The sequence below is a fragment of the Nocardioides sp. zg-1230 genome, assembly GCF_013155335.1.
GTDB lineage: Bacteria > Actinomycetota > Actinomycetes > Propionibacteriales > Nocardioidaceae > Nocardioides.
Genome location: NZ_JABJQZ010000001.1, coordinates 1,468,441 through 1,495,123, shown reverse-complemented (window position 1 = coordinate 1,495,123; position 26,683 = coordinate 1,468,441). Strand labels below are relative to the sequence as shown.

Sequence of the window (26,683 nt, the reverse complement as noted above, 5' to 3'; positions counted from 1 at the left end):
CTCACCCCCAGACGACGACGAGGACGACGAAGGCGAGCGCCGCGGCCAGCGCGACGACGAGGCCGAGCTCGGCCCGCGGCTCACGGGGACCGCCGCGCGCCCAGTAGTAGCCGACCGGTACGCCGGCGAGCCCGACCGGGAGCCAGAGCAGACCGACGACGCGCGCCCAGTCGGGTGGGTTCACGGCATCGGCGAGACTCAGCAGGTACGCATACCCGACGGCGAGCGCGAACAGGATGCCGAGCACCAGCGTGACAGTTCCGGCGACGGCCGCGCCGGGAAGGACGCCCTTCTTCTCGAGGGTCCTCATGACACACCTCCTGGAACACCTCAAGCGTCCCGCGCGCGAGCACCCCGCCACAGGGTCGAACGGCCCGAACTACCGGGAGAACCGGTGGAGTCCGGGAGGACCGGGCACGGTGTCGGCCGTCAGCCGGCGGAGTTGCCGGCGCCGTCCTCGCCGGGCGTGTGCGCGGTGTCGCCGTTCTTCTTGTCCTTGCCGCCCTGCGGCTGCGGGTCGGCCGTCGTGGTGACGACCGCGGGCACACCGCCGGTGAGCTCGAACTGCACGTCGGTGGCGTCACCACCGAGGGCGGCGGCCTGCACGTGGTAGAAGCCGGGCATCGCCCACTCGGTCCACTGCGTGCACTCCTCGTCGGAGCGCTTGGCCGACCACGTCACCACCACCGGGGCGTCGACGGCCTGGCGGACCACCACGTCCTGCGGCGGGATCGAGGCCGGGCACTCGCGGCTGCTCCAGATGTAGTCGCTGCCGGAGGTGATCGTCACCGTCATCGTCTCCGGCGACGCCTGCCAGGTGCAGGCCTCGGCGGTGATGGTGCGGAGGTTGATGGTGATCGGGACGTCCGCACCGCCGGGGGCGGACGTGAGGACGGGTGTGGCGACGATGTCGGACTCGGTGCACGGGCCGGTCGGCTCGGCCAGCACGGGCTCCGGGGGCACGACCTCCTCGGTGCGGTTCTCCCTGCCCTTCTTGCCCTTCTTGCCGGCTCCCGGTGCCACCTCGACGGTCGGACCGGCGGTGGGCGCGGCCGTCGTCGCCGCGGTGGTGGCGCCGGCCTGGGTCGCCTTCGCCGTCGACTCGTCCTTGGCGTCGGCCGAGCCGCCGAGGACGCGGGCGATCACGACGACGAGCAGGATCGGGACGGCGAGCACGATGATCCGTCGGGTCCAGTAGACCCGGGCCGGGAGCGGCCCACGAGGTCGTACGGTCGTCGGCATGGGCTCAGGTTAGGGAGCCGCCGCCCCGTCTCGGCGGAGGCGCACCGGCTCACCTACGATCGCCGCGATGGATGCCCCCTCTCCCAGCGCGCTGCACGACGCGGTGCTCGACTGGTACGACGGCCACGCGCGGGAGCTGCCGTGGCGCGGGGTGTCCGCCACGCCCTGGTCGGTGATGGTCAGCGAGTTCATGCTCCAGCAGACACCGGTGGCACGTGTCCTGCCCGTGCACGCCGCCTGGCTGGAGCGGTGGCCGACCCCGGCCGCGCTCGCCGACGACTCCACCGGTGAGGCGGTGCGGATGTGGGGCCGGCTCGGCTACCCCCGCCGCGCGCTCCGCCTCCATGCCGCGGCGACGGCCATCGTCGAGCGCCACGACGGCGCGGTGCCGGCGTCGTACGACGACCTGCTCGCGCTCCCCGGCGTCGGCGACTACACGGCCTCGGCCATCGCCAGCTTCGCCTTCGGGCGGCGGCACGTCGTGCTCGACACCAACGTCCGCCGGGTGCTGGTGCGGGCGGTGTCGGGGCAGGAGTTCCCGGCGCCTGCCGTCACGCGTGCCGAGCGCGACGTGGCGACGTCGTTGCTCCCCGACGACGAGGCGACGGCGGCCACGTGGGCCGTTGCGACGATGGAGCTCGGCGCGCTGGTGTGCACTGCCCGCCAGCCGACGTGCGCGGCCTGCCCGGTCGCCGGGGTGTGCGCGTGGCGCGGCGCCGGCTTCCCGGCGTACGACGGACCTCCCCGCCGCGGGCAGGCCTGGGCGGGCACCGACCGGCAGTGCCGCGGGCGGATCCTCGCCCTCGCCCGTGAGGCGGACTCGGTCTCGGCCGAGCAGGTGGAGGGCGCGTGGCCCGACGCCGGGCAGCGCGAGCGCTGCCTGGCCGGGCTCGTCGCCGACGGGCTCCTGACGCAGATCACCCCGGGGCGCTGGGCGCTCCCGGGGTGATCGACTGATGCCTGGGGTCAGGCCTCCCTGCTCATGACTCCGTGGACTTCGGGATGTCCGTCGGTCCGGCGGAGTCGTCAGGACCCTCGCCCGTCGGACCCTCGACGACCGTCTCGAGCGGCGGCATGTCGGGGACCGTGGAGTTCTTCTGGCCGCGGAAGGTGAACTTCGCCTGCGGGCCCTCGCCCTCGACGTCCACGAGCACGATCTGGCCCGGGCCGACCTCGCCGAAGAGCATCTTCTCGGCGAGCACGTCCTCGATCTCGCGCTGCACCGTGCGCCGCAGCGGACGGGCACCGAGGACCGGGTCGAAGCCGCGCTCGGCCAGCAGCGCCTTGGCGGGCTGGGTGAGCTCCAGGGACATGTCGCGGTCCTTCATCCGGAGCTCGACGGCGTCGATCATGTTGTCGACCATCGCGACGATCTGCTCCTGCGACAGCGGCGGGAACACGACGATCTCGTCGACACGGTTGAGGAACTCGGGGCGGAAGTGCTGCTTGAGCTCCTCCGACACCTTGCTCTTCATCCGCTCGTAGGAGCCGGCAGCGTCGCCCATCTGGCCGAAGCCGAGGTTGACGGACTTGGAGATGTCCTTGGTGCCGAGGTTGGTGGTCATGATGATGACGGTGTTCTTGAAGTCGACCACGCGACCCTGCGAATCCGTCAGGCGACCCTCCTCGAGAATCTGCAACAGGCTGTTGAAGATGTCGGGGTGGGCCTTTTCGACCTCGTCGAAGAGGACGACGGAGAACGGCTTGCGGCGCACCTTCTCGGTGAGCTGACCGCCCTCTTCGTAACCGACGTAGCCGGGGGGCGAGCCGAACAGTCGCGACACGGTGTGCTTCTCGGAGAACTCGCTCATGTCGAGCTGGATGAGCGCGTCCTCGTCGCCGAAGAGGAACTCCGCGAGCGTCTTGGACAGCCAGGTCTTACCGACACCGGACGGGCCGGCGAAGATGAACGAGCCACCGGGACGCTTGGGGTCCTTGAGCCCGGCACGCGTACGACGGATCGCACGGGAGAGCGCCTTGACGGCCTCCTCCTGCCCGATGACGCGCTTGTGGAGCTCGTCCTCCATCTTGAGCAGACGGGTGGACTCCTCCTCCGAGAGCTTCACGATCGGGATGCCCGTGGCCACGGCGAGGACCTCGGCGATCAGTTCCTCGTCGACCTCGGCGATCTCGTCGAGGTCACCGGCACGCCACTGCTTCTCGCGCTCGGCACGGCGGGCGGAGAGCTGCTTCTCCTCGTCGCGCAGGCGGGCCGCGGCCTCGAAGTCCTGCCCGTCGATGGCGGCCTCCTTGCGCTGGCGCACGTCGCCGATCTTCTCGTCGTACTCGCGCAGGTCCGGCGGCGCGGTCATCCGGCGGATGCGCAGGCGCGAACCGGCCTCGTCGATGAGGTCGATCGCCTTGTCCGGCAGGAACCGGTCGGAGATGTAGCGGTCGGCCAGCGTCGCCGCCGAGACCAGCGCCTCGTCGGTGATGGTGACGCGGTGGTGGGCCTCGTAGCGGTCGCGCAGACCCTTGAGCATCTCGATGGTGTGCGCGATCGAGGGCTCCTGCACCTGGATCGGCTGGAAGCGGCGCTCGAGCGCGGCGTCCTTCTCGAGGTACTTGCGGTACTCATCCAGCGTGGTGGCACCGATGGTCTGCAGCTCGCCGCGGGCCAGCATCGGCTTGAGGATGCTGGCGGCGTCGATCGCACCCTCGGCAGCGCCGGCACCGACGAGGGTGTGGATCTCGTCGATGAACAGCACGATGTCGCCGCGGGTGCGGATCTCCTTGAGCACCTTCTTGAGGCGCTCCTCGAAGTCACCGCGGTAGCGCGAGCCGGCGACCAGGGCGCCGAGGTCGAGCGTGTAGATCTGCTTGTCCTTCAGCGTCTCGGGCACGTTGCCCTTGACGATGTCCTGTGCGAGGCCGGCCACGATAGTGGTCTTGCCGACGCCGGGCTCGCCGATGAGGACGGGGTTGTTCTTCGTGCGGCGCGACAGGATCTGCATCACGCGCTCGATCTCCTGCTCGCGCCCGATGACGGGGTCGAGCTTGCCCTCGCGCGCAGCCTGGGTGAGGTTCTGGCCGAACTGGTCGAGGACCAGCGAGCTCGAGGGTGCCTCACCGCCGGAGCCGGAGGTCTGGGCGCCGGCCGTGGCCGACTCCTTGCCCTGGAAGCCGCTGAGCAGCTGGATGACCTGCTGGCGCACCCGGTTGAGGTCGGCGCCGAGCTTCTGCAGGACCTGGGCCGCGACGCCCTCGCCCTCCCGGATCAGGCCGAGCAGGATGTGCTCGGTGCCGATGTAGGAGTGGCCGAGCTGGAGCGCCTCGCGCAGCGAGAGCTCGAGCACCTTCTTGGCGCGCGGAGTGAACGGGATGTGGCCGGAGGGGGCCTGCTGGCCCTGGCCGATGATCTCCTCGACCTGGGCGCGCACGGCCTCCAGGGAGATGTCGAGGGACTCGAGGGCCTTGGCGGCGACGCCCTCGCCCTCGTGGATGAGGCCGAGCAGGATGTGCTCGGTCCCGATGTAGTTGTGGGAGAGCATGCGGGCCTCTTCCTGGGCCAGCACGACAACTCGCCGGGCTCGGTCGGTGAACCGCTCGAACATGTGCGCTCCTCTACGTCTGCGTGGTCCACGGTGCTTCCCGTGGGGCCGGGAACGCGGACACTGGGCTCAACGCCCGACATCAGCCTACGTGTTCCCACCCCATGCACGAGCCCGTCCGCTCACAGCGAACGGGCTCGGCGCGAGGAGGGGTCGTACGTCAGTGGGCGGCGTCGTAGGCCTGCTGCACGTCGGCGGAGATCCGGCCGCGCTCGGAGACCTCCATGCCCTGCGACTTGGCCCACTCGCGCACGTCCTTGGTGTTGGAGGACGACGAGGAGGAGCCGCCGGAGGAGCGCCGGGTGCGACGGCCGCCACCGGTGACCTTGCGGGCGTGGCCGACGTAGCCGCTCAGCGCCTCGCGCAGGGAAGCGGCGTTGGCGTCGTTGAGGTCGATCTCGTAGGTGGTCCCGTCGAGGCCGAAGGAGACGGTCTCGGTGGCCTCGGTGCCGTCGAGGTCGTCGACGAGGACGATGTTGACCTTTTGTGCCATGGTGAATTCCTTTGTTTTTTGAGCGCTGCGGTCTCAACGCGTCGAGCGCAGTGTGGCATTGCTCGGCGAATTCCACAAAGGAGTCAGGAATTCCCTGACGGCCCCTCTTATTAGCGCTTCAGGAATTGCGCTCGAATACGAGTCGCAGACCATGCAGGGTGAGCCAGGGTGAATGCACGGTGAAACACGAACAATCGTCGACGAGAAGCGCCGCCAAATGGCCGGTCGAAATGACGGTGACGTCGTCGGGATGCACCCCGAGCTCGGCGATCATGCGCGCCACCAGGCCCTCGACCTGCGCCGCGACACCGAAGACCATGCCGCTCTGCAGCGCCTCGACGGTGTTCTTGGCGATCACCGAGCGCGGACGCGCAAGCTCGACCTTGCGCAGCTGCGCCCCGCGTCGCCCGAGCGCCTCGAGCGAGATCTCGATCCCCGGCGAGATGGCCCCGCCGACGTACTGCCCCTTGCCGTTGACGACGTCGAACGTCGTCGCGGTGCCGAAGTCGACCACGATCGCCGGACCGCCGTGGAGGGTCGCGGCGGCCAGCGAGTTCACGATCCGGTCGGTGCCGACCTCGCGCGGGTTGTCCATCAGGACGGGGATGCCGGTGCGCACCCCCGGCTCGACGACGATGGCGGTGACGTCACCGAAGTGGCTCTCGAGCATCTCGCGCCACTCGTGCAGCACGGCCGGGACCGTCGCACACACGACGATGCCGTCCACGTCGTCGAGCCGCTCGGCGAGCAGCCCGCGCAGCAGGACCGACCACTCGTCGGCGGTGCGGCGCTCGTCGGTGTTGACCCGCCAGTGGGCGGTGACCTCCTCCCCGTCGAGCAGGCCGAGGAACGTGTGGCTGTTGCCGATGTCGGCGGCGAGCAGGCTCATGCGGCGCTCATCCCACGAGGTCCGGGGTGGTGAGGTCCATGCCGATGTCGAAGACGACCACCGAGTGGGTGAGCGCCCCGACCGAGACGAAGTCGACGCCGGTCGCACCGATCCGCGCGGCCCGCTCGAGGGTGATGCCGCCGCTCGCCTCGAGCGGCACGCGCCCGGCCGTACGTCGTACGGCCTCGGCCATCAGCTCGTCGGTCATGTTGTCGAGCAGGATCCGCTCCGGCGGCTCGGGCAGCGCGAGCAGGTCGTCGAGCTGGTCGAGCGTCGTCACCTCCACCTCGACCGGCAGCCCGGGATGGCGGCCGCGGATGGCCTCGAGCGCGGGGAGCACGCCGCCGGCTGCGATGACGTGGTTGTCCTTGACCATCGCCATGTCCTGGAGGCTCGTGCGGTGGTTGAGCCCGCCGCCGCAGCGCACGGCGTACTTCTGCAGCGCCCGCAGCCCGGGCAGCGTCTTGCGGGTGTCGAGGACCCGCGTCGGCGAGCCGTCGAGCGCGTCGACCCAGCGGGCGGTCGCGGTGGCGATCCCGGACAGGTGGCAGGCGAGGTTGAGCGCGGTGCGCTCGGCGACGAGCATCCGCTGGGTCAGTCCCTCGACCCGCATCACGACGTCGCCCTTCGCGACGCGGGTCCCGTCCGGCAGGCGGTCGGTGATCGTCGCGTCGGCGCCCACCATGGAGAAGGCGACCGCGGCGACGCCGAGCCCGGCCACCACACCCGGCTCGCGCGCGGCGAAGACGGCCTCGGCGCGGGCGTCGAGCGGGATCGTGGACTCGCTGGTGGGGTCGACGCGCGGCTCCTCGGGCAGGTCCTCCTCGAGCGCGCGCCCCACGACCTCCCACACGTGGTCGGGGTCGAGGCCCGCGGCGACGAGGTCGTCGAGGACCTCGGCAGGCACGTCACGCAGGCTCGTCATGTCAGCACCTCTGCAGTCGAGGGGTCGGTCGAGGGGGAGTACGTCCACTCGACCGCGACGCGACCGTCCGCGTCCAGCCAGGAGTCGACGTGGCCGGCCCTGGTGTCGTCGCGGTCGGGGTGGTCCTCGCGCCAGTGGGAGCCGCGGGTCTCGGTGCGCAGCGCGGCGGCCTCGGCGAGCGCGGTGCTGACCGTGAGCAGGTTGGTGGTCTCCCAGGCCGGCGTCCCGGCCTCGGCCTCGCCGTGGTCGAGCGAGCCGAGGAACGCCAGCGCCTCGGCGAGGCCCGCCGCGTGGCGCAGCACCCCGACCCGGGTCGTCATCGTCTCCTGCATCGACCGGCGGCGGTCGCCGGAGACGAGCCCGGCCGGGCGCTCGTCGGGGACCGGGTCGGCCCAGTCGCGCAGCTCGCCGGGCAGCACCTCGGCGATGCGCCGGGAGAACACCAGCCCCTCGAGCAGCGAGTTGGACGCCAGCCGGTTGGCGCCGTGGACCCCGGAGCAGGCGACCTCACCGGTGGCGTAGAGGCCCGGGACCGTCGTACGTCCCCACAGGTCGGTGGCCACGCCGCCGGACGCGTAGTGCTGGGCGGGTGCGACCGGGACGAGCTCGGTCACCGGGTCGACGCCGTGCTCGCGGCACACGCCCAGGATCGTGGGGAAGCGGCGTTCCCAGAACGACTCCCCGAGGTGCCGGGCGTCGAGCCACACGTGCGGGCGACCCGTCTCGATCATCCGGCGGGTGATCGCCTTGGCGACGACGTCGCGCGGGGCGAGGTCGGCGAGCGGGTGCTCGCCCTGCATGAAGCGGTCGCCGTCGTCGTCGACGAGGAAGGCGCCCTCGCCGCGGACCGCCTCCGAGATGAGCGGCTGCTGGCCCTGGGAGTCGGGGCCGAGCCACATCACGGTCGGGTGGAACTGGACGAACTCGAGGTCGCGCAGCCGGGCGCCGGCGCGCATGGCGACGGCCATCCCGTCGCCGGTGGACACGCTGGGGTTGGTGGACTGGCTGAAGACCTGGCCGAGTCCACCGGAGGCCAGCACGACCGCGCGGCAGTGCACGGCTCCCACGCCGTCGTGCTGGCCCTCGCCGAGCACGTGCAGCGTGAGGCCGGCGACGCCCCCGTCGGCGGCACGGAGCAGGTCGACGGCCAGAGCGTGCTGGATGACCTCGATCTCGGGCGCCCGGTCGACCGCGGCGATCAGCGCGCGCTGGATCTCCGCGCCGGTGGCGTCACCGCCGGCGTGGGCGATGCGGTCGCGGTGGTGGCCGCCCTCGCGGGTCAGCGACAGCTCGCCGTCGGGGTGGTGGTCGAACTGCGTGCCGAGCGCGATCAGCTCGTGCACCGCTTCGGGGCCCTCGGTCACCAGGACCCGGACGGCCTCGACGTCGCAGGCGCCGGCCCCCGCGACGAGGGTGTCGTGCTCGTGCTGCTCGGGGGTGTCGCCCGGTCCGAGGGCCGCCGCGATCCCGCCCTGGGCCCACTGGGTCGACCCGGCCGCGAGGACGTCCTTGGTGACGACGAGCAGGCGCAGCGCCGGATCCTCGGCGTGGATGCGGAGCGCGGCGGTGAGCCCGGCGATGCCGGACCCCACCACGACGACGTCGGCTCGGGTGGTCCAGCCGGGGGCCGGGGCGCGCAGGCGGCCCGGGACCGGCCGGTGGAGGATCATCCGCGCAGGCTATCGAGCGAGGACGTCACCGCGGGACAACGTCTCGTCCCCGAAGGTCTCGGCCGGGTCGAAGCCGGTGCCCATGACCTTGTTGTCGGCGTCGACGAAGACGACGTGCGGCTTGAGCTCCTTGGCCTCCGCGGTGTCCATCTGGCCGTAGCCGATGAGGATCACCGTGTCGCCGGGGTGCACCAGCCGTGCGGCGGCACCGTTGATGCCGATCACGCCCGAGCCGCGCTCGCCGGCGATCGTGTAAGTCTCCAGGCGCGCGCCGTTGGTGACGTCGACGATGTGGACGAGCTCGCCGGCGAGCAGGTCGGCGGCGTCGAGCAGGTCCTCGTCGACCGTCACCGACCCGACGTAGTGCAGGTCGGCCTGGGTGACGGTGGCGCGGTGGATCTTGGACTTCATCATCGTGCGCAGCATCAGCTGCTCCTTTCAGGTGGTCGAGGCCGCTGTGGCGGTCCCCGCCGGGGCCGCATCGGGGGCGATGCGGTCGAACGTGAGGGGCATGTTGTCGATCAGGCGCGTGGTGCCCACCCGCGCGGCCACGAGGATCCGTCCCTCGCCGACCTCGGGCGGCTCGCCGAGGTCGACCGACGTGAGCGCGAGGTAGTCGAGCTCGAGGCCCGCCTCGGCCTTGAGCACCGACATCGCGGCCCAGCGCGCGGCAGGTACGCCGTACGCCGCCCGCTCCTGCGCGGCGCGCAGGGCCCGGCTGAGGGCCGTCGCGGCCCGCCGCCCGTCGGCGTCGAGGTAGCGGTTGCGGCTGGAGAGGGCGAGGCCGTCGGGCTCGCGGACCGTCTCGGCGCCGACGACCTCGATGCCCATGCAGAGGTCGCTGACCATCCGGCGGATGAGGGCGAGCTGCTGGTAGTCCTTCTGCCCGAAGACCGCCACGTCGGGGCGGACCAGGCCGAACAGCTTGGCGACGACGGTCAGCACGCCGTCGAAGTGCCCCGGGCGCGAGGCGCCGTCGAGGATCGTGGCGAGGGTGCCGGGCGAGACCGTGACGCCGTCGTGGACGGAGTCGTGTCCGAAGCCGCCGGGGTACATCTCCTCGACGCTCGGGGCGAAGACGATGTCGACGCCCTCCGCCGCGCAGACCTCCAGGTCGGCGTCGAGGGTTCGGGGGTAGCGGTCGAGGTCCTCGGTCGGGGCGAACTGCATCGGGTTGACGAAGATGCTCACCACCACGGGCCCGTCGGTCGCCGCGCGCGCGGTGCGGATGAGGCTGGCGTGGCCGTCGTGCAGGGCGCCCATGGTGGGCACGAAGGCGATCCGGCTGCCGGCACGACGGGCGGGTGCGAGCAGGCCGGCCAGCTCCTCGCGGGTCGACGCGAGGGCGGGGGTGGAGGTCATCGAGACTGCCGGTCGCGGGGGGTCGGGGCCGCCGGGCTGTCGGCGGCGTCGAGGACGCGCAGGATGGCGGCGGCGCGGATCGGCAGGATCCGGCCGTCGGTGACGGCCCGGTCGAGGGTGGCGCGCGCCATGGCGACGTACGACGGCAGCGTGTGCGGAGCGGTCGTGGACAGGTCGGCGACGTGCGCGCGCACGGTCTCCACGTCACCGCGAACGATCGGCCCGGTCAGTGCGGCGTCACCGTCCTCGAGCGCGTTGTCGAGCGCTGCGGTCAGCAGCGGGCGCAGCGTGGCGGCGGGGTCGGCGGCGCCGGCGGCGGACAGGATCTCCATCGCCTCGGCGACCAGGGTGACGAGGTGGTTGGCGCCGTGGGCGAGACCTGCGTGGTAGAGCGTGCGGTGGTCCTCCCGCACCCACATCGGCGTACCGCCGAGGTCGGCGACGAGGGACTCCGCGAGCGCACGGTCGCCCTCGTCGGCGGTCACGCCGAACACGCAGCCGGTGAGGCGCGGCAGGTCGACCTCGGTGCCGGTGAAGGTCATCGCCGGGTGCAGGGCGACGGTGCGGGCACCGACCGCGCGGGCCGGCTCGAGCACGGCGAGACCGTGGCGGCCGCTCGTGTGGACGACGACCTGGTCGGCGTGGATCGCGCCGCTCGCGCTGAGCATGGTGACGACGTTGGACAGCATGTCGTCGGGAACTGTGAGCAGCAGCAGGTCGCTGGCGCGCGCGACGTCGGTCGGCTTGGCAACCGGCACTCCCGGCAGCAGCGCGTCGATCCGGCGGCGCGACGCGTCGGACTCGCCCGCCGCGGCGACGACGTCGTGCCCCGCGGCGCGGAGGGCGGCGGCCAGGACGGCGCCCACCCGGCCAGCGCCGATCACGCCGATCCGGCGCGCACCAACAGTCTTCGTCATGTCGACCTCTTCGTTTCAGTCCCTCTCGGGTACCGATCTACTGCGATCAACATCGAGCCTACGCCTGCGGATTCCACAGGGGGAACGGGACGGGGGCGTGACGAAGGCCACGTCCTGCGTCGCACACCCGATATCTGAGGACGTGGTGGACGTGATCTGGGTCAGATCACGTCCACCACGTCCTCAGATATGTCAGCGGCGGAGAATCCGACGGGCGGTCGTGTTGCCGGCGAGCTGCACGACCTGCACCAGCGCGACGATCGCGATGACGGCGGTCCAGGTGACGACGGTGTCGAACTGCCGGAAGCCGTACTGGAGGGCGAAATTGCCCAGCCCGCCGCCGCCGACGACGCCGGCGACCGCGGTCATGTCGACCAGCGCGACGAACGCGAAGGTGTAGCCGAGCACCAGCGGCCCGAGCGCCTCGGGCAGCACCACGGTCCGCACGATCCGCGCCCGGCTGGCCCCGACGGACCGCGCCGCCTCGATCACGCCGGGGTCGACCGTCACGAGGTTCTGCTCGACGATGCGGCTGATGCCGAAGGCAGCGGCGAGCGTGAGGGCGAAGATGATCGCCGGGTTGCCGATGCCGGTGCCCACGACCACCCGGGCGAACGGCTGGACCGCGGCGATGAAGATGACGAACGGGATCGGTCGGAAGAAGTTCACCAGCACGTTGAGCACGAGGTTGACGGGTCGGCTGGAGTAGAGGCCGCCGCCGCGGGTGACGTACAAACCCAGTCCCAGCAGCAGGCCGAGCAGGCCGCCGAGGGTCAGCGTGATCGCGACGATGTAGAGGGTCTCCCACGCTGCCTCCCAGAAGAGGGGCCAGAGCTCGCTCATGTTGGAGTCGGTCATCGGGCCAGCTCCTTCGTCGGGACGAGTGCTCGTACGGCGTCGACGGCCGCGTCCACGGCTGCGGGATCGCCGTCGAGGGCGAGGGTCAGGTTGCCGAAGGTCGCGCCCTGGACCTCCTCGATGCCGCCGAAGACGAGCTCGAAGCGCACGCCGTGCTCGAGGAGCACCGCGAAGACGTCGCTCTGGCGTACGTCGTCGCGGAAGGCGAGCGTGACGAAGCGTCCGGCGTGCCGGGCGTGGAGGGCGGCCAGGGCCTCCGGGTCGGGCTCCCCGTCGACGATGGTCGAGACGAACCTGCGGGTGACCGGCTCCCGGGGGTCGGAGAGCACCCGCACGACCGGTCCCTCCTCGACGATGCGACCGGCCTCCATGACGACGACGCGGTGCGCGAGGCTGCGCACGACGTCCATCTCGTGGGTGATGACCACGATGGTGATGCCGAGCTCGCGGTTGACCCGGCGCAGGAGGCCCAGCACCTCCTGGGTGGTGTCGGGGTCGAGGGCGCTTGTCGCCTCGTCGGCGAGCAGCAGCTGCGGGTTCGTCGCGAGCGCCCGGGCGATGCCGACCCGCTGCTTCTGGCCGCCCGAGAGCTCCTCGACGTGGCTGTGCGCCTTGTCGGCGAGGCCGACGAAGTGGAGCAGGTCGGAGATCCGGGCGTTCCGCTCCTGCGTGGGGACGCCCGCCACCTCGAGCGGGTAGGCGATGTTGCCCCAGACGGTGCGCGAGCGGAACAGGTTGAACTGCTGGAAGATCATCCCGATCCCCAGCCGCACCTCGCGCAGCTCGCGCTCCTTGAGGCCGGTGACCTCCCGGCCGCCGACCCGCACGCTGCCCGCGGTCGTGGTCTCGAGCGCGTTGATCAGCCGCACCAGGGTGGACTTCCCGGCGCCGGAGTAGCCCACGATGCCGACGATCTCGCCGGACTCGACCGTCAGGTCGACGCCGCGGATCGCCTCGACGGGCGTCCGGCCGCGGGCGGCCGGGAACGTCTTGTGCACGTCGGTCAGCTCGACGAGCGGCATCGTGGGCTCCTCCCCTGCTCGGGTGTCGGTCACTGCTGCGCCGCGGACTATCGCTGCGCGGCGGTGTCGGCCTCGACGTCGTCGAGCGAGGCCTGCAGGTCCTCCTGGGGGATCTTCACCAGCTCGGCGGTACCGCCGGAGACGTCCTGCACGCCGTCGAGGACGGCCTGGGTCTCCTGGTAGACCTCGACGAGCTTCTGCAGCGTCGGGTCGTCGCGGTCCTCGGCGCGGACGGCGAAGACGTTGACGTACGGCAGCGCGTTGGGGTCCTCGACGTCGTCGGTGGCCAGCGCGTCCTCGAAGGAGAGGCCGGCCTTCTCGACGAAGTCGTTGTTGATGACCGCGGCGGCGACGTCGGGCAGCGAGGTCGGCGTGAGGTCGGCCTTGATCGCCTTGACCTGCACCGTGGAGGCGGACTCGTCGATGTCGGCCAGCGTGGAGAAGATGGAGCCGCCGTCCTCGAGAGTGATCAGACCGGCCGACTGGAGGATCAGCAGGGCGCGGGCCTGGTTGCTGTCGTCGTCGGGCACGACCACCGTGTCGCCGTCCTGGATCTCCTCGACGGAGTCGACCTTCGAGGAGTAGAGGCCCAGCGGGTAGATCGCGGTGGATCCCAGCGGCACGACGTCGTCGTCGTTCGCGACGTTGTACTCCGCGAGGTAGACGATGTGCTGGAACTGGTTGATGTCGAGCTCGCCCTCGCTCAGCGCGGGGTTGGGCTGCGTGTAGTCGGCGAAGTCCTTGACCTCGAGGTCGATGCCCTCGTCGGCCGCGGCGTCGACGAGCAGCTGCCAGTAGGGGTCGCTCGCACCGACGGTGCCGAGCACGACCTTCTCGCGCTCCTCACCGCTGGCGGCGCCGGCGTCGTCGCCTCCCCGGGACCAGAGGAAGGCGGCCACCAGGGCGACCGCCACGACGACGGCGATGCCGACCAGGAGCGGCGTACGCCCCTTGGCGGGGGGTGCGATCTGCGGGTGGTTCTCGGGCATGGCGGAGCCTCTCGTCGTACGTCCCTGAGCCAGGGGAACCTCCGGACCCCGCACCGGTATGCCCCGGACCGGGTGTGAACCGCCTCACCCGACGACGGTCGCGACCTGCGCAGGCTCAGTCGCAGTGGGCAGCGCGTACCGACACCGACGCCGCGACCTCCAGCTCCGGCCGGGCGAGGACCTTCCGGACGGCTCTCGCCAGGGAAGACCCGTCGGCGCCGTAGAGGAACACCGTGATGCCGTCCGCTCCGACGACGGAGCCGTCCACGTCGCCTTCTTCTTGCACGCCGCGGGCGAGCTCGTCGAGCAGTCTGGGCAGGTCGCCTGCCCAGTCCGGATCCAGCCGCAGCAGGACCGTGTCGTACCGCCGCGGCCCGTGCCCGGCCGAATGCCGCGCTGCCACCCCAGCCCACCATGGCTGCTGCGACATCGGGAGCGCCCCCCGCGCGATGAGTTGCTGCACGAACGGCGCGACGTTCTTGAACCCGAGGACCCGGTCCGATGGTCGTCCCCCCTTCTCGGCGGGCGGGATCTCCGCCGAGGACCGGTCATTCACCAGGTCGGCCGCCTTGGTCACGGCGTGCACCATGGCGCCGTGGGCCGTGGGCGTCTCACGCTGGAACTTCGGATCGGGCCAGGAGCCGGCCGGCTCGGCGTGAGCGAGGTGACGCCAGTGCCCTGAGGTCAGCCCGCGGACCCCGGTCACGACCGCCGTCAGCGCATCCTCCGGACCCAGCCGTTGCCACACCCGGTCCTCCAGGGCGCCGGCGTCGACCGCAAACAGGTAGGCCATCATCAAGTAGTCGGGCGTCACCACTGCGGCGTAGCCGAGCGCCACGGCCTCCCCCTGAAGCGGGATCGCGAACCAGTCCCCGGCCCGAGGTGGATGCCTAGAGGACAACTGTCGTCCGAATCAGGCGCGCAGGTGCAGCTTGGCGTGGTCGGGGTCGTCGACGACGAAGGGACGCGGTGCCCGCGGCAGCCAGGTGTGCGTGACGTGGTCGACCACGTGCACGCCCTCGGGGGGCTCGATCTCGACGACGCCTTCGGGGACCTGCCCGTCGTGGAGCGCGTTCCAGACCAGCCACTCGCGGCGCTTGCGCCGGTTGCGGATCGAGGTCGCGAACGACTCGGGGTTGGTCCAGTGGGCGAACTCGTCGCCGTCGAGCCACTTGAGCTCGACGCAGAGCCCCTGCGGCAGGGCGAACATCTCGATGTGCTCGGGCGTCGTGCGGATCTCCCACTCCGGCGCCTTGGTGTAGACGTAGTCGGGGCTCATCGGGAAGCCCCACTCCTCGATGTTCCGCAGGCCGAGGTCGAGGTAGGCCTTGCGGTCCGACTCGATGTAGAGCCCGTGACGCGGGAAGCGGATGACGGTCTCGGCCATCCCGACCTGCCACGACAGGTCGGCCATCGACACCTCACCCTCGGTGGTGAGGACCATGTCACCGTCCCACTTCCACGAGTAGCGGGTGCGGACGTGGGAGAAGCACCAGTTGTAGAAGTAGGCCAGCGAGTGGACCGAGCGCTCGTTGACGGCGAGGTGCTCGGCGCCGGCGCGGGCCACCTGGAAGGGGTACTCCTTCAGGGTGAACCGGTCGGACAGGCCGTGCTCGGCTGCGACCCGCAGGGCCTCCTCGCCGGTGCCGTCGTCGGACCCGTTGTCGACGAGCAGCACGTGGTCGCACGCCCGCAGCAGCGGCGGCAGCACGAAACGCAGGCCGGGGGCCTCGTTCTTGACCCGCAGCACCGCGGTGGCACCGCGGCGCAGCCCGCCCGGCTGGTTCCACGGCCAGACGATGTCGAACTCGTCGTGGCCCTCGATGTTGGTCAGGCCGTGGCCCGAGCCGATCGGGATGCTCACGGCTGCCCGTCCCGCTCCCGGCCGAGCGCCTTGCGGACCCCGCGGCGCACCGACGGCGGGATCGCGGCGCGTACGTCGTGGGGCACGCGGTCGGCGAGTGACCTGGAGCTCCCCTCGGCCGCGGCCTCGTGGAGCGCTCGTCGCCGGGCCTGGTGCCGCGCGTGCTCGGCGGTCGAGCGGCTGATGGCCGCCGCCTCCTCGTAGAGGTCGACGTACTCCGCCCGCAGCTGGTCGAAGGTCTCGTGCGCGGCGGCGGTGTCGCCGCCCTCGTCGGCGAGCTTGTTGAGCTCCTCCCACGTCTGGCCGGTGAGGTCGTGCAGCCGCCTGGGCAGCGCGAGGTCGTCGAGCGTGGCGCTCACGCGGCGCAGGTTGGGGTCGATGAAGCGGTGCACCTCGCGGATCTGGTCGCTGCGGGTGTGGATGATCGTCTGCAGGTCGAGGGCCTGGCCCATGGCCGTGGTCGTCCTCACCCAGTCGGTCAGCAGGTCCTCGTAGCGCACGAAGACGCGGCCCTGCGCCGCGTCGCCCTCGCCCACCGCGTCGACGCTGCGGGTGGCCCGCTCGGTGTGGAGCAGCATGTTGACCCAGCTGGCGGCGAGGTGCGCCGAGCCGAGCTTGTTGGCGTAGTACTTCTGCTTGGAGCCGACCACCTCGGCGGGCGGGCGCAGCATCGTGGCGAAGACCGGCGTCGCGCCCGTGCGGATCGCGGCGACCCGCCACAGGCCGAGGAACCAGCTCAGCCGCGGGTCCTTGACCACGAGCTCGGGGTGCTCGGCGAAGTGGGGCTCGAGCCACTCGCTGACCCGGATCCTCGCCGGCTCGCGGCTGCAGATGCGGCCGGTGTCGAACCACGCCTCCGGGCGGCTGTCGCTGACCTGCACCAGCGCCTCGCGCAGCCACTCGTCGTGCACGTCGACCACCCACTGCGGCTCGCTGAAGCCCCGCGGGTTGGAGTCGTCGGGCGGCACCTCGGGCAGCGGCACGTGCATGCCGAGCCGCGACACGATGCCGGCCAGGGTGCTGGTGCCGCTGCGGCCGGCGCCGGCGACGAAGAGGACCTTCCGCGGCACTCCGTCGGGGTTCATCTCGTCGATCGCTCTGGGCTGCTCGGTCACGGCGGGCAGCCTACCGGCGCGGGGCCATGTCCTAGGGTCCGGCCGTATGAGGCTGTTCTCCCGCTCGCCCCTCCTCGGCGTGGTGATCCCGGCATGGGGCGTGGAGGACTACCTCGACGACTGCGTCCGCTCCCTGCTCGCCCAGACGCACACGCGCTGGGAGGCGGTGATCGTCGACGACGGGGCGACCGACCGCACCGGCGAGCTCGCCGACGCGTGGGCGCGACGCGACCGGCGCATCAGGGTCGTCCACTCCGTCAACGGCGGCCTGGGGGCAGCCCGCAACCTCGGCGCCCAGCACGTGCGGGGCGACCTGCTCGCCTTCCTCGACTCCGACGACGTGCTGCCGCCGACGGCGTACGCCGACCTGGTGGGCGCGCTCGGCAGCACGGGCTCCGACTTCGCGACCGGCTCGATCGTGCGCTGGGAGGGAGACCGGCTCGTCGAGCCACCGTGGATGCGGCGCCTCCACCGGCCGCTGCGGGGAGCGCGCGTCGAGGACCGGCCCGAGATCCTCGGTGACGTCTTCGCCTGGAACAAGGTCTTCCGCAGGCCGTGGTGGGACGACCGCGGCCTGTCCTGGCCGGAGGGCGTGCGCTACGAGGACCAGCCCACGACGACGCGAGCGTTCCTCGAGGGCCGTTTCGACGTGCTCGACGAGGTGGTCTACCGGTGGCGGATCCGCGAGGGCTCGATCACGCAGACCCGGGCCTCCTCGCTCCAGGACCTGGCCGACCGCTGGGAGACCAAGCGGACGTCGCTCGCGTCGGTGCGCGAGCACGGGTCGGCCGACGTGGAGGCGGTCTTCGTCGACCGGGTGCTGGCCGGTGACCTGTGGCGCTACTTCCTGCTGGTGCCGGGGTGCACGCCGGAGTGGTGGCGGCTGCTGCGCTCAGGCGTGCTGGAGCTGTGGGGTCGACGTTCGCTGGTGCACAGCGGCCTGCCGCCGGTCCACCGGCTGGCGGGCTGGCTCGTCGAGCAGGACCGCCGCGCCGACGTCACCGCGCTCATGGAGTGGGTGGCGACGCTCGACGGGCCCGCCCCGCGGGTGCAGGACATCGCCACGGGGTCGTGGCGGCTGTCGGTGCCGCCCTCGGTGCTCGACGAGACCACCGTGGATCCCGCAGCGCTGGCGCTGCGGGACCACGAGATGTGACTGATTTCGACGCGCCCGTCGCGGGGGCTTGCTCAATCTGGCCGAGCCCACACCGCGAGCTCGTCCCTCGCTCGCGGCTGCTCGTCTCAGAGCAGGCCTTCGGACTCCAAGAACTCCTGGGCCACGTCGGCCGGCTGCTCGCGGTCGATCTGGACGCTGACGAGCAGCTGGCCGAGGGTCTCGTTGTCGAGCGCCGCCATCAGGTCGTTGAGCGGACCCTCGATGTCGGGGTTGTCGGCGAGGAAGTCGGTCGACACCGCGGGGATGAGGTTCTGCGCGGGCTGGATGCCCTTGTCGTCCTCGAGCAGGAGCAGGCCCTGGTCCTCGAGCGTGCCGTCGAGCGTGCTGGTCTGACCGAGCTGGGCCTCGCCGTCGAGCACGGCCTGGAACGTCTCGGTCGAGGCGTAGCCCAGCGGCTCGAGGGTGATGTCGATGCCGTAGGTGTCGACGAGCCCCTTCTCGCAGTCGGTGCGACCCTTGCAGTCGGGCGCGGCGGCCAGCGTCACGGCCTGGCCCTCGAGGTCGGAGAGCTTGGTGACGCCCTCGGCGTCGGAGAACTCCTGGCTGGCGAAGTAGCCGTTGGCGGAGAATGCCTCGGACGGCTCGAGCAGGGTGATGCCCTTCTCCTCGAGCAGCGACGCGCCCGCGTCGATGGTCTCCTGGGCGTCGCTGGTCGACAGCGGCTCGGCGTCGGGGCCGTTGGCGTCGGTGTTGAGCTGGTCGACGATGCCGGCGACGTATTCCGGTGCGATCTGCACGGAGTCGGGCATCTCGTTGAGGTAGATCGGGCGGGTGTCGACAAGGCGGGTCTCGACCTCGTAGCCCTCGGCCTCGAGGACCTGCTGGTACATCGCGGTGACGAGCGCGGCCTCGTCGAAGCTCTGGCTGCCGATGACGACGGACGTGCCCTCGCCACCTCCCCCGCCGGAGCCGGAGGTCGAGTCGTCGTTCTCGGAGGCGAGGTCGTCGCCGGCGCAACCGGCGAGCAGGGCGGTCAGGGCCAGACCGGTGACCGCGATCAGCGGACGTCGTACGTGCATGTCGTCAAACCTTCTGTGTCCCGTGGCGAGGCCACGCGTGTCCGGTGATGCGAGCGGGTCCGCTCAGCTCCCGGTGGGAGCCTCTGCCACCGTAGACGAGGGCACCGACAACCCGTCATCACGATCTGGTGACGGAGCGCGCGGCATCGGGTCGACGGCGCGCTGGACCGCGGCCGCGGCGAGCTCGAGGACGAGGGCCACGAGGGCGACGACCACGGCCCCCGCCATGCCCTGGGCGTAGTCGTTGCGGGCGAAGCCCTCGGTGATGATGCGCCCGAGACCGGGCCCGGCGACGAGCGCCGCGATGGTGGCGGTGGCCCACACCTGCACGAGGGCGAGGCGCACGCCGGACGCGACCACCGGCAGCGCCAGCGGCAGCTCGACGCGCCAGAATCGCTGGGCCGGTGACATGCCCATGCCGTCGGCGGCCTCCTGGACGTCGGACGGCACCTCGCGCATCCCGACGTAGCCGTTGGTGATGAGCGGCGGGAGCGCGAAGAGCACGAGCGCGATGAGGGTCGCGAGGCCGGCGCGCCCGTAGGGGCCGAAGTCGGCCGACCCCGGCCAGTCTGCCGCGACCAGCAGGGCCAGCAGGGCGAAAGTGGGGACGGCACGGCCGACGTTGGAGATGTTGACGGCGAGGAAGCCGCCCCTGCCGAGGTGGCCGAGCCACAGGGCGAGGGGCAGCCCGAGCAGCATGGCGGCGACGAGCGCGGTGGCGGTCAGCAGCAGCTGCTCGAGAAGTCGTGCGACGAGGCCGCTGCCACCGGTCCAGCTGTCCGGGTCGAGGAGGTACTGCCAGGTCTCGGCGAACAGGTCCATCAGCGCGCCCCCGCCGTCCAGGGCGTCAGCACCCGCTGCAGCAGCACCAGCACGACGTCGAGGACGACGGCCAGCGCCACGCACAGCAGTGCGGCGGTCATCAGCTCGGCGCGGAAGTCCCGCGCGACGCCGTGGGCGATGAGGTCACCCAGGCCGCCGTACGCCACCAAGGTGCCGACGGTGGTCAGCGCGATCGTCGACACGGCCGCGACGCGCAGGCCGGCCATCACGACCGGCAGCGCGAGCGGCATCTCGATCCTGGTGAGCATGCGTGCGGGCCCGTAGCCCAGGCCCCGGGCCGCCTCGCGTACGTCGTCGGGCACCGAGCGCAGCCCGTCGAGCAGCGCCCGGACCAGGATGGTCAGCGCGTAGAGGCCTAGCCCGATGACCACCGTGGCGGCCGACAGGCCGGTGAACGGCACGAGCAACGGCAGCAGCGCCAGCGACGGGACGGTGTAGACGCCCGTGCTGAACCCGAGGACCGCGGACTCCAGGCGCGGCAGCCGCCGTGCGACCAGCGCCAGCGGGAGGGCGATGGCGATGCCGAGCGCGAGGGCGGCGAGCGTGATGAGGACGTGCTCGACGAGCGCATCGGTGATCTGCTCGTGCCGGTCCTCGACGTACTGCCAGCAGAACCACTCGTTGACGAACCGGCTGTAGCAGCTCGGCCCGGAGTCGGCTGCCCCCAGTATGGTCACCGCATGGACGCTACACGGGGCGCCGAGCCGATGATCCGGCTCGAGGGCGTGGGCAAGACCTATCCCGACGGGACCGTGGCCGTCCACGAGCTCGACCTCGACGTCGCCCGTGGCGAGATGGTCTGCCTCGTCGGCCCGTCGGGCTGCGGCAAGTCGACGACCCTCAAGATGATCAACCGGCTGATCGAGCCCACCACCGGGCGCATCTGGCTCGACGGCCAGGACGTCACCGACGCCGACCCCGTCGAGCTGCGCCGCGGCATCGGCTACGTCATCCAGCAGATCGGCCTGTTCCCCCACCAGCGCATCGAGCAGAACGTGATGACGGTGCCGCTGCTCTACGGGGAGTCCAAGGCCACCGCGCGCGAGCGCGCCCACGAGCTGCTCGACACCGTCGGCCTCGAGCCCGCGCAGTACGCCAGGAAGTACCCCCACGAGCTGTCCGGCGGCCAGCGGCAGCGCGTCGGCGTCGCCCGGGCGCTGGCGGCCAACCCGCCCGTGCTGCTGATGGACGAGCCGTTCGGTGCCGTCGACCCCGTCGTGCGCGGCCGCCTGCAGGACGAGTTCCGTCGGCTGCAGGACGAGCTCGGCAAGACCGTGGTCCTGGTGACCCACGACATCGACGAGGCCATCCGGATGGGCGACCGCGTGGCCGTCTTCGCCGCAGGTGGCCGGCTCGTCCAGTACGCCACCCCCGGGGAGCTCCTCGCCCACCCCGCCGACGAGCAGGTGGCCGACTTCGTGGGCTCCGGCGGCCTCCGCACGCTCACCGTGACCCGCCTCCGCGAGGACCACCTCGAGCCCCTCGACGGTGTCTCCACCGGCGACCTCGGCTCGGCGATCGACATCGACTCCTCCCTCGAGGACGCGCTCGCCGCGATGCTCCGCGACGACAAGCCGATGGTCGGGGTGCGTCGCGGGCCGACGTTCCTCGGCGTGCTCACCCCCGCCGGGGTGCACCGCGCGCTGCGCGAGTCGCTGCGCTGAGGCCGGCGCCGATCGTCAACAGGCGATCCGATCGGCCGGCGGGACGCGTTCGGGGGCGCACGCCACGGCGACGTTCCCCTGCACGATGCGCGAGCGCACCGCCTCCAGCTCGGGGCGCAGCTCCTCGAGGTGCCCTCCGGAGAAGGCAAGACCAACCCCACCGTTGGAGAGGTCGTACCGGTGGACACCCGATCGGAAGTCGTCGCGCGCGTAGCCGGCGACGGCGTCGTAGACGGCCTGGTCGAAGCGGAGCACCGCTGAGGTGAGGACGTGGGACCGCCACCCCTGCACGTCCGCCGTACCGGTCACGGCTCCCAGCTCCTCGTAATGGTCGAAGTCAGCACCGATGACCCACAGGTGCGATCGGTCCGTCGACCTTTCGACTGCGGCTTCGAAGGCACCCAGCCCAGAGTCACCCGCAGCGGCGAGCACGACGTCGGCTCCGTCGCGGAAGAGGCGTCGTGCGGCCTGCTCCCCGGCCTGCGGATCCCCGAAGCCCAGCCCGAAGTCGGGCGGCGAGGCCAAGTAGCGGACGAGGACCCGGACGTCGGGGTCGGCCGCCTCCACTCCAGCCGCGAAACCGGTCTCGAAGGGCCACACCGTCGGGAAGTCCACGCCCCCGAGGAAACCCACGACACCGGTGCGAGTGGTCCGCGCAGCGACATGGCCCGCAAGGTAGGCGGCCTCCTGACTGGCGAACCGGACCGTGGCCAGGTTCGGCTCCCGCGCGACGTCCGGGTCATCGAGCGCCACGAACGTCGACCGCGGGTGGCGGCGGGCAAGGGTTGCGAGGTCCGTTCCCAGGGTGAAGTCGACCACCAAGGCGCCCTCTCGGAGGTTGTCGTCGATGAGGGGGGCGGCGTCGTCAGTCTCCGGCACCAGCTCGCGACCCACGAGTGAGAACTCGGTCACGCCACGATCGAATCCCTGCTCGATCAGGCTGTTGAGCGTGCCGTCCGAGGGTTGGACGAGCAGCACGTCACCAGGTGGGTCGAGCCGGGTCGCAGCGCTGCGGCCCGGCGGGTCGGGCCTCTGGACCAGTGCCGCGGCCAGCAGCAGGACGCACGCCGGCAGGAGCCACACGACGACACGAGCGGCGCGCGGCCGGTCTCGGCCGACCGCCGCGTCGGGGGGCGAGGATCCCGGGCCCGTGACCTCGACGTCCGGTTCGAGCGACGGATCCCGCTGAAGGATGCGCGCGTGAACCGATCGCAGCTCCGCGGACGGCAGAGCGCCCAGCTCGTCGTCGAGCAGACGTCGGGCCTCTTCGTAGGTGCGCAGTGCCTCCGCCTGACGGCCCGCGCGGGACAGTGCTGTCATGAGCACCAACCTCGACTGCTCCCTCAACCCGTCCACCGAGAGCACCTCCCGCGCAGCGGCCATCGCCCGCTGAAGGTCGCCCTGGGCGAGACGGACGGTGGCCAGCGACTCCAGCGCCTCGAGCCGGAGCTCGTGCAGGGAGCTCCCGGTTCCGGGTGGGTCACCGACGGACACGTCGGCCAGAGGCGTCCCACCCCACAGGCGCAGTGCGTCCTCGAGCGTGGCCGCCCCCAGGCTCCAGTCCTCGGACGCAGCCAGACGACTGCCGTCCGCGACCATGCGCCGGAACCGCAGGACGTCGACGGCGTCAGGTCTGACATCGAGCCGGTAGCCGTGGTGAACGGTGTCGATGCGAACTCGGGAGCCTGACTCCTCCAGCACGCGCCGCAGCGCCGAGACGTAGAGCTGCAACGAGTGCGCGTAGGTCCTCGGCGGCCGCCCGTCCCACACCAGGTCTGCCAGCACGTCGCGGGGCGTGACGTCGCCGGCCCTCAGCGCGAGCACGGCGAGAACAGCCGCCTGCTTGGGGGACCCGAGGTCTCTCGCCCCGAGTCCCGGGTGCACCCAGACGGGACCGAGGAGCCGGATCAGGCACGAGGTGTCCACGTCCCCCACCTCGGCAGTGTGGCACAGCCCCCGCCGGGCCGACGACGCCTGCCGACCCGTTGTGGAGCCCTCTAGACCAGATCTGGAGCGATCCTGAAGTGGCGGCAGGAAGCGTCGTGCTCCCACTGACAGGAGTCGACATGGACCGGAGAACGCTGCTTCCATCATTGCTCGCACTACCGTGCCTGTGCCTTGCGGCCTGCTCCGAGGATCCGACGGGCACACCCAGCGACGACGCACCGCAGACCGCTGCGAGCGCGCCGATCGACGCTGCGCGGACGGGCCCGACCCAGGTCCGGTGGACGATCGCGACCAACGACGGACCCGACACCCCGACCGGCGAGGCCATCGCCCGCCTGACGGTCCTGCTGCACGAGACGTCGGGAGGGACGATGCTGCTGGTGCCGGCCTGGGAGGCGGCCGGCAACCCCGACGACTGGGACCAGGCCGTCGCGCGCACCGTCATCCGTGGTGACCACCAGCTGGGCTTCGTGCCCGCACGAGCCTTCGACGCGCTGGACGTCTCCTCCCTGCAGGCACTGCAGACGCCGTTCCTCCTCACGTCCACGAAGCGGGTGGGGGTGGTCGTCGAGAGTCCCGTGGTCGACGAGCTGATGGAGGGGCTGGACGACATCGGGCTCACCGGGCTGGCCCTCTACCCCGAGGACGTGCGCCGGCTCTTCTCGTACGGCGATCCGCTCACGACACCTGCGTTGATGTCGGACGCGGTGGTGCGAGCCCCGTACTCACGCATGACAGATGCCGTCCTCGCCCGTGTTGGCGCGACGACGACGGACGTCCAGTCACACGCCTGGGACGCCGCGGTGGCGTCGGGTGAGCTGAGCGGCGTCGAGTCGTCGTTCGCAGGCGTCCTCTCCACCGGAACCGCCGCCCGCCTGACGACGGCAGCGAACCAACCGCTGTTCCCGAAGGTGAACGTGCTGTTCGTCAACCGCGAGGACTTCGAGGGCCTGGAGGAGGATCACCGCAAGGCGTTGCGAAGGGCCGCCTTCCAGCTCCAGAAGGAGGCGCGCGACTGGCCGGACGAGTCCGAGGACGCCCGCGCCTTCTGTGCAGCCGGCGGCCGGGTGATCGAGGCAACGGTGGACGACGTGCGCGCGCTGCGCGGCGCCCTTGTGGCCGTGGATCCGCCGGCGGACCCCGACAGCACTCGTCGGCTCGCGGACGAGATCGCCGAGCTGGTGGTCGACCTGCCCAGGACGGACGGGGTGGGCACCTGCTGAGTCCGGCTCAGCGCACCGTCACGTCCTTGTGCCACGACTCGGTGACGTACTTCGTGCCCCAGCCCATCGCGGTGTAGAGCCCGTCGGCCCCGGTCGGTGAGTCGGCGTCCACCTCGAGCCCGACGCGGTCGCGACCGCGGGCGGCGGCGTCGGCGATGATCGTGCGGAGCAGGCCGGTCGCCACCCCGCGACCTCGCGCGGACTCGAGCACGCCGAGGTAGGAGACGTACGAGCCGTCGGGCCCGGTGCCGGACTCGCTCACGGTGCCGACCAGGGCGCCGGCCGGCTCCGGCTCGCCACCCTCACCGTCGACGATCTCGGCGAGCCACCAGTGGTCCCACCGATGGCCGGGGTCCTCGCGGAGCCGGTGGATGAACTCGTCGAACGTCTCCTCCGACGAGTTGAAGTGGTCGGTGAACGCGCCCTCGAGCACGTCGTGCACCGCGCGCAGGTCGGCCTCGTCAGGCATCCCGTCGGAGTCGGGACCGCCCTGCCGCTCGACGAGGCGGAAGACCACGCCCTTGCGCTCCCAGCGCGCCGGGTCGGGGACCAGCTCGGCCTCCGCGGCCTCCACCGAGCGGCTCATCTGCCACCAGGTCCGGACCCGCTCGAAGCCGGCGTCGGCCAGCCAGCCGTGCTGGCGCTCGTCGTCGGCGAAGGAGCCGGTGTCGATCTGCTGCTCGGTCAGGCCGCGGGCCGCGCCGACCGCCCTGGCCTGCGACTCGGCCCACTCGAGGAGCACCTCGCTGCAGCGGTCGGCGGCCCGCTCGTCGACGTCGCGGGCGACGATGTGCACGAAGAGCATCCGGCCCTCGGCACGGTCGTGCACGCTGCCCCAGGCCTGGATCCGGCCGTCGGGGTCGCGTACGACGAGGTTCTCCCGCATGGCCGCGCCGCGCTCGGAGACCTCGACGCGTACGTCGTCCTCACCCGATCCCGCCCAGCCGCGGCCGGCGCGCTCGTGGTCGCGCAGCAGCTCGGTCAGCCGCTCGACGGTCGCCGGGTCGTCGCCGTCCGGCGTCTCGGCCACCCAGCCCGCCGGGAGCCCCGGGTCGTCGGGCAGCGCATCGGTGGGGTCGCTCTCGAACCGGTTGTCCTCAGGGATCACGGTCGGTCATTGTTCCGTACGCGCTCCGGGCGGTGCGCCAGCCACCTTTCCGACGTACGGGATGCAGGTGCGGCACCGCTTGCCGGGCGACACGCCCCGCACGCGGAGACAGCGGTGGCCCACCTACGTTCCCGGCGTCAGGAACGTGGGTGGGCCACCGCTCAAGCGAGGGCCGAACCGCGGGGGCTCAGGCGCTCTTGTGGTTGCGGCGCGCGGCGGCGGCGCGGAGCGAGTCGAGCTCGGCGCGGAGGACGTCGAGCTCCGCCTCGAGCTCGGCGACGACCACGATCGCCTCGGCGGCACGGTTCTCGGCGTCGTCGCGGCCGAGCTGGGCCTCGTCGCGGCCGCGCTCGGCGGCGTCGGCGCGGCGGGCCTCCTGGCCACGCTTGAGGGTCTGCTCGGCAGCGTTCTTCTGGGCGTTGGAGAGGGCGCGCTCGAGGACGTCGATGGCCTCCTCGCGCTCGTTGATCTTGCGGCGCATGTCGGCGGCGAAGGCCGCGGACTCGGCCGTACGACGCTCGGTGAGGGCGCGGTACTCCTGCGCCTGGACCGCCCGGTCCCGGGCGGCGTCGCGGCGGGCCTGCATGAGCTCGGAGTGGGTGATGCGGGTCGCGGCGGCGCCGGCGAGCACGGCCACGACGGCAGCGACAGCGGTCAGTCCGGCCGAGGAGGACGCGAGCGCGCCGATCACCAGGGCCGCGCCGACGGCGAGGAGCGCGACGGCCACGGCCAGGCGCGTGCTGCGCTGGCGGCGGCGAGCAGGCGTGCGGGACGCCTGGGACTGCTGTGACTGCTGGGAAGGCAT

General features: G+C 71.9%; 26 protein-coding genes. 4 read left to right on the top strand and 22 right to left on the bottom strand.

What is annotated here, in order from left to right; all coding sequences use genetic code 11:
- Position 1: 1 nt before the first annotated feature.
- Both HOO61_RS07260 and HOO61_RS07255 read right to left on the bottom strand, forming a co-directional pair.
- Positions 2-310, bottom strand: a complete 309-nt coding sequence (locus HOO61_RS07260; protein WP_172257924.1) for a hypothetical protein — start codon at positions 308-310, stop codon at positions 2-4.
- 119 nt (positions 311-429) lie between these two features.
- Positions 430-1,242, bottom strand: coding sequence for a hypothetical protein (locus HOO61_RS07255; protein WP_172257923.1), 813 nt, complete (start codon positions 1,240-1,242; stop codon positions 430-432).
- 67 nt (positions 1,243-1,309) lie between these two features.
- Between HOO61_RS07255 and HOO61_RS07250 the strand changes: the two genes are divergently transcribed.
- Positions 1,310-2,191 (top strand): A/G-specific adenine glycosylase, encoded by an 882-nt coding sequence (locus tag HOO61_RS07250; protein ID WP_172257922.1) that lies wholly within the window; start codon positions 1,310-1,312, stop codon positions 2,189-2,191.
- Between the two features lie 31 nt (positions 2,192-2,222).
- Here the strand turns inward: HOO61_RS07250 and HOO61_RS07245 are convergent, their stop codons facing one another.
- The 14 genes from HOO61_RS07245 to HOO61_RS07180 form a co-directional block, all read right to left on the bottom strand.
- Entirely contained in the window at positions 2,223-4,796 is a 2,574-nt protein-coding gene (locus tag HOO61_RS07245; protein WP_172257921.1) for an ATP-dependent Clp protease ATP-binding subunit, read from the bottom strand.
- A gap of 157 nt (positions 4,797-4,953) precedes the next feature.
- Positions 4,954-5,286: an Lsr2 family protein gene (locus HOO61_RS07240; protein ID WP_172257920.1), complete on the bottom strand. Its 333-nt coding sequence runs from the start codon at positions 5,284-5,286 to the stop codon at positions 4,954-4,956.
- Between the two features lie 118 nt (positions 5,287-5,404).
- On the bottom strand, positions 5,405-6,175 hold the full coding sequence (locus HOO61_RS07235; RefSeq protein ID WP_172257919.1) for a type III pantothenate kinase: 771 nt from the start codon (positions 6,173-6,175) through the stop codon (positions 5,405-5,407).
- Positions 6,176-6,182: 7 nt separating this feature from the next.
- Positions 6,183-7,100 (bottom strand): carboxylating nicotinate-nucleotide diphosphorylase, encoded by a 918-nt coding sequence (nadC, locus tag HOO61_RS07230; RefSeq protein WP_172257918.1) that lies wholly within the window; start codon positions 7,098-7,100, stop codon positions 6,183-6,185.
- Positions 7,097-8,770 (bottom strand): L-aspartate oxidase, encoded by a 1,674-nt coding sequence (locus HOO61_RS07225; protein ID WP_172257917.1) that lies wholly within the window; start codon positions 8,768-8,770, stop codon positions 7,097-7,099. Before HOO61_RS07225 ends, nadC begins: the two co-directional genes overlap by 4 nt.
- Positions 8,771-8,779: 9 nt before the next feature.
- Positions 8,780-9,196: an aspartate 1-decarboxylase gene (gene panD, locus HOO61_RS07220; protein ID WP_172257916.1), complete on the bottom strand. Its 417-nt coding sequence runs from the start codon at positions 9,194-9,196 to the stop codon at positions 8,780-8,782.
- 12 nt (positions 9,197-9,208) lie between these two features.
- The gene (panC, locus tag HOO61_RS07215) at positions 9,209-10,132 is read right to left on the bottom strand and encodes a pantoate--beta-alanine ligase (RefSeq protein WP_172257915.1); all 924 of its coding nucleotides are present in this window, start codon (positions 10,130-10,132) and stop codon (positions 9,209-9,211) included.
- Positions 10,129-11,049, bottom strand: coding sequence for a Rossmann-like and DUF2520 domain-containing protein (locus tag HOO61_RS07210; protein WP_172257914.1), 921 nt, complete (start codon positions 11,047-11,049; stop codon positions 10,129-10,131). Before HOO61_RS07210 ends, panC begins: the two co-directional genes overlap by 4 nt.
- 192 nt (positions 11,050-11,241) lie before the next feature.
- Complete coding sequence (locus HOO61_RS07205) at positions 11,242-11,892, bottom strand: methionine ABC transporter permease (protein ID WP_216658724.1); 651 nt, start codon at positions 11,890-11,892, stop codon at positions 11,242-11,244.
- 11 nt (positions 11,893-11,903) lie between these two features.
- On the bottom strand, positions 11,904-12,929 hold the full coding sequence (locus HOO61_RS07200; protein WP_172257912.1) for a methionine ABC transporter ATP-binding protein: 1,026 nt from the start codon (positions 12,927-12,929) through the stop codon (positions 11,904-11,906).
- Positions 12,930-12,976: 47 nt separating this feature from the next.
- The gene (locus HOO61_RS07195; RefSeq protein ID WP_172257911.1) at positions 12,977-13,918 is read right to left on the bottom strand and encodes a MetQ/NlpA family ABC transporter substrate-binding protein; all 942 of its coding nucleotides are present in this window, start codon (positions 13,916-13,918) and stop codon (positions 12,977-12,979) included.
- Positions 13,919-14,033: 115 nt separating this feature from the next.
- Positions 14,034-14,756, bottom strand: a complete 723-nt coding sequence (locus HOO61_RS07190) for a hypothetical protein (RefSeq protein ID WP_172257910.1) — start codon at positions 14,754-14,756, stop codon at positions 14,034-14,036.
- Positions 14,757-14,831: 75 nt separating this feature from the next.
- Complete coding sequence (locus HOO61_RS07185; RefSeq protein ID WP_172257909.1) at positions 14,832-15,782, bottom strand: glycosyltransferase; 951 nt, start codon at positions 15,780-15,782, stop codon at positions 14,832-14,834.
- On the bottom strand, positions 15,779-16,897 hold the full coding sequence (locus HOO61_RS07180; RefSeq protein WP_367650055.1) for a sulfotransferase family protein: 1,119 nt from the start codon (positions 16,895-16,897) through the stop codon (positions 15,779-15,781). Before HOO61_RS07180 ends, HOO61_RS07185 begins: the two co-directional genes overlap by 4 nt.
- Before the next feature lie 46 nt (positions 16,898-16,943).
- Here HOO61_RS07180 and HOO61_RS07175 point away from each other — a divergent pair, with 46 nt between their 5' ends.
- On the top strand, positions 16,944-18,053 hold the full coding sequence (locus tag HOO61_RS07175; RefSeq protein ID WP_172257908.1) for a glycosyltransferase family 2 protein: 1,110 nt from the start codon (positions 16,944-16,946) through the stop codon (positions 18,051-18,053).
- An 86-nt stretch (positions 18,054-18,139) separates the two neighbouring features.
- On the opposite strand, the gene HOO61_RS07170 is transcribed toward HOO61_RS07175, so the two are convergent.
- The 3 genes from HOO61_RS07170 to HOO61_RS07160 all read right to left on the bottom strand — a co-directional run bounded on the left by HOO61_RS07170 (position 18,140) and on the right by HOO61_RS07160 (position 20,613).
- Positions 18,140-19,093 (bottom strand): glycine betaine ABC transporter substrate-binding protein, encoded by a 954-nt coding sequence (locus tag HOO61_RS07170; RefSeq protein WP_172257907.1) that lies wholly within the window; start codon positions 19,091-19,093, stop codon positions 18,140-18,142.
- Positions 19,094-19,156: 63 nt separating this feature from the next.
- On the bottom strand, positions 19,157-19,915 hold the full coding sequence (locus HOO61_RS07165; RefSeq protein WP_172257906.1) for an ABC transporter permease: 759 nt from the start codon (positions 19,913-19,915) through the stop codon (positions 19,157-19,159).
- Positions 19,915-20,613, bottom strand: a complete 699-nt coding sequence (locus HOO61_RS07160; RefSeq protein WP_172257905.1) for an ABC transporter permease — start codon at positions 20,611-20,613, stop codon at positions 19,915-19,917. The genes HOO61_RS07165 and HOO61_RS07160 overlap by 1 nt, the downstream gene beginning before the upstream one ends.
- Positions 20,614-20,616: 3 nt before the next feature.
- Here HOO61_RS07160 and HOO61_RS07155 point away from each other — a divergent pair, with 3 nt between their 5' ends.
- Positions 20,617-21,600 carry an ABC transporter ATP-binding protein gene (locus tag HOO61_RS07155; RefSeq protein WP_253941979.1) on the top strand — a complete coding sequence of 328 codons (984 nt, stop codon included), beginning with the start codon at positions 20,617-20,619 and terminating at the stop codon, positions 21,598-21,600.
- Positions 21,601-21,615: 15 nt separating this feature from the next.
- On the opposite strand, the gene HOO61_RS07150 is transcribed toward HOO61_RS07155, so the two are convergent.
- On the bottom strand, positions 21,616-23,535 hold the full coding sequence (locus tag HOO61_RS07150; RefSeq protein ID WP_172257904.1) for a BMP family ABC transporter substrate-binding protein: 1,920 nt from the start codon (positions 23,533-23,535) through the stop codon (positions 21,616-21,618).
- A gap of 131 nt (positions 23,536-23,666) precedes the next feature.
- Here HOO61_RS07150 and HOO61_RS07145 point away from each other — a divergent pair, with 131 nt between their 5' ends.
- Complete coding sequence (locus HOO61_RS07145) at positions 23,667-24,770, top strand: TRAP transporter substrate-binding protein (protein WP_172257903.1); 1,104 nt, start codon at positions 23,667-23,669, stop codon at positions 24,768-24,770.
- 7 nt (positions 24,771-24,777) lie between these two features.
- Here the strand turns inward: HOO61_RS07145 and HOO61_RS24815 are convergent, their stop codons facing one another.
- Both HOO61_RS24815 and HOO61_RS07135 read right to left on the bottom strand, forming a co-directional pair.
- A complete protein-coding gene (locus HOO61_RS24815; protein ID WP_172257902.1) occupies positions 24,778-25,878 on the bottom strand; it encodes a GNAT family N-acetyltransferase in 1,101 nt (366 codons plus the stop codon).
- 187 nt (positions 25,879-26,065) lie between these two features.
- Positions 26,066-26,683: a hypothetical protein gene (locus HOO61_RS07135; protein WP_172257901.1), complete on the bottom strand. Its 618-nt coding sequence runs from the start codon at positions 26,681-26,683 to the stop codon at positions 26,066-26,068.

Excerpts from the sequence above, each read along its gene's own strand:
- panD (WP_172257916.1), bottom strand. The coding sequence starts at position 9,196 with ATGCTGCGCACGATGATGAAGTCCAAGATCCACCGCGCCACCGTCACC.
- HOO61_RS07245 (WP_172257921.1), bottom strand. The coding sequence starts at position 4,796 with ATGTTCGAGCGGTTCACCGACCGAGCCCGGCGAGTTGTCGTGCTGGCC.
- HOO61_RS07235 (WP_172257919.1), bottom strand. The coding sequence starts at position 6,175 with ATGAGCCTGCTCGCCGCCGACATCGGCAACAGCCACACGTTCCTCGGC.
- HOO61_RS07165 (WP_172257906.1), bottom strand. The coding sequence starts at position 19,915 with ATGGACCTGTTCGCCGAGACCTGGCAGTACCTCCTCGACCCGGACAGC.
- HOO61_RS07225 (WP_172257917.1), bottom strand. The coding sequence starts at position 8,770 with ATGATCCTCCACCGGCCGGTCCCGGGCCGCCTGCGCGCCCCGGCCCCC.
- HOO61_RS07250 (WP_172257922.1), top strand. The coding sequence starts at position 1,310 with ATGGATGCCCCCTCTCCCAGCGCGCTGCACGACGCGGTGCTCGACTGG.
- HOO61_RS07255 (WP_172257923.1), bottom strand. The coding sequence starts at position 1,242 with ATGCCGACGACCGTACGACCTCGTGGGCCGCTCCCGGCCCGGGTCTAC.
- HOO61_RS07155 (WP_253941979.1), top strand. The coding sequence starts at position 20,617 with ATGGACGCTACACGGGGCGCCGAGCCGATGATCCGGCTCGAGGGCGTG.
- HOO61_RS07205 (WP_216658724.1), bottom strand. The coding sequence starts at position 11,892 with ATGAGCGAGCTCTGGCCCCTCTTCTGGGAGGCAGCGTGGGAGACCCTC.
- HOO61_RS07195 (WP_172257911.1), bottom strand. The coding sequence starts at position 13,918 with ATGCCCGAGAACCACCCGCAGATCGCACCCCCCGCCAAGGGGCGTACG.
- HOO61_RS07240 (WP_172257920.1), bottom strand. The coding sequence starts at position 5,286 with ATGGCACAAAAGGTCAACATCGTCCTCGTCGACGACCTCGACGGCACC.
- HOO61_RS07170 (WP_172257907.1), bottom strand. The coding sequence starts at position 19,093 with ATGCACGTACGACGTCCGCTGATCGCGGTCACCGGTCTGGCCCTGACC.
- HOO61_RS07135 (WP_172257901.1), bottom strand. The coding sequence starts at position 26,683 with ATGCCTTCCCAGCAGTCACAGCAGTCCCAGGCGTCCCGCACGCCTGCT.
- HOO61_RS07210 (WP_172257914.1), bottom strand. The coding sequence starts at position 11,049 with ATGACGAAGACTGTTGGTGCGCGCCGGATCGGCGTGATCGGCGCTGGC.
- HOO61_RS07200 (WP_172257912.1), bottom strand. The coding sequence starts at position 12,929 with ATGCCGCTCGTCGAGCTGACCGACGTGCACAAGACGTTCCCGGCCGCC.
- HOO61_RS07260 (WP_172257924.1), bottom strand. The coding sequence starts at position 310 with ATGAGGACCCTCGAGAAGAAGGGCGTCCTTCCCGGCGCGGCCGTCGCC.
- HOO61_RS07145 (WP_172257903.1), top strand. The coding sequence starts at position 23,667 with ATGGACCGGAGAACGCTGCTTCCATCATTGCTCGCACTACCGTGCCTG.
- nadC (WP_172257918.1), bottom strand. The coding sequence starts at position 7,100 with ATGACGAGCCTGCGTGACGTGCCTGCCGAGGTCCTCGACGACCTCGTC.
- panC (WP_172257915.1), bottom strand. The coding sequence starts at position 10,132 with ATGACCTCCACCCCCGCCCTCGCGTCGACCCGCGAGGAGCTGGCCGGC.
- HOO61_RS07175 (WP_172257908.1), top strand. The coding sequence starts at position 16,944 with ATGAGGCTGTTCTCCCGCTCGCCCCTCCTCGGCGTGGTGATCCCGGCA.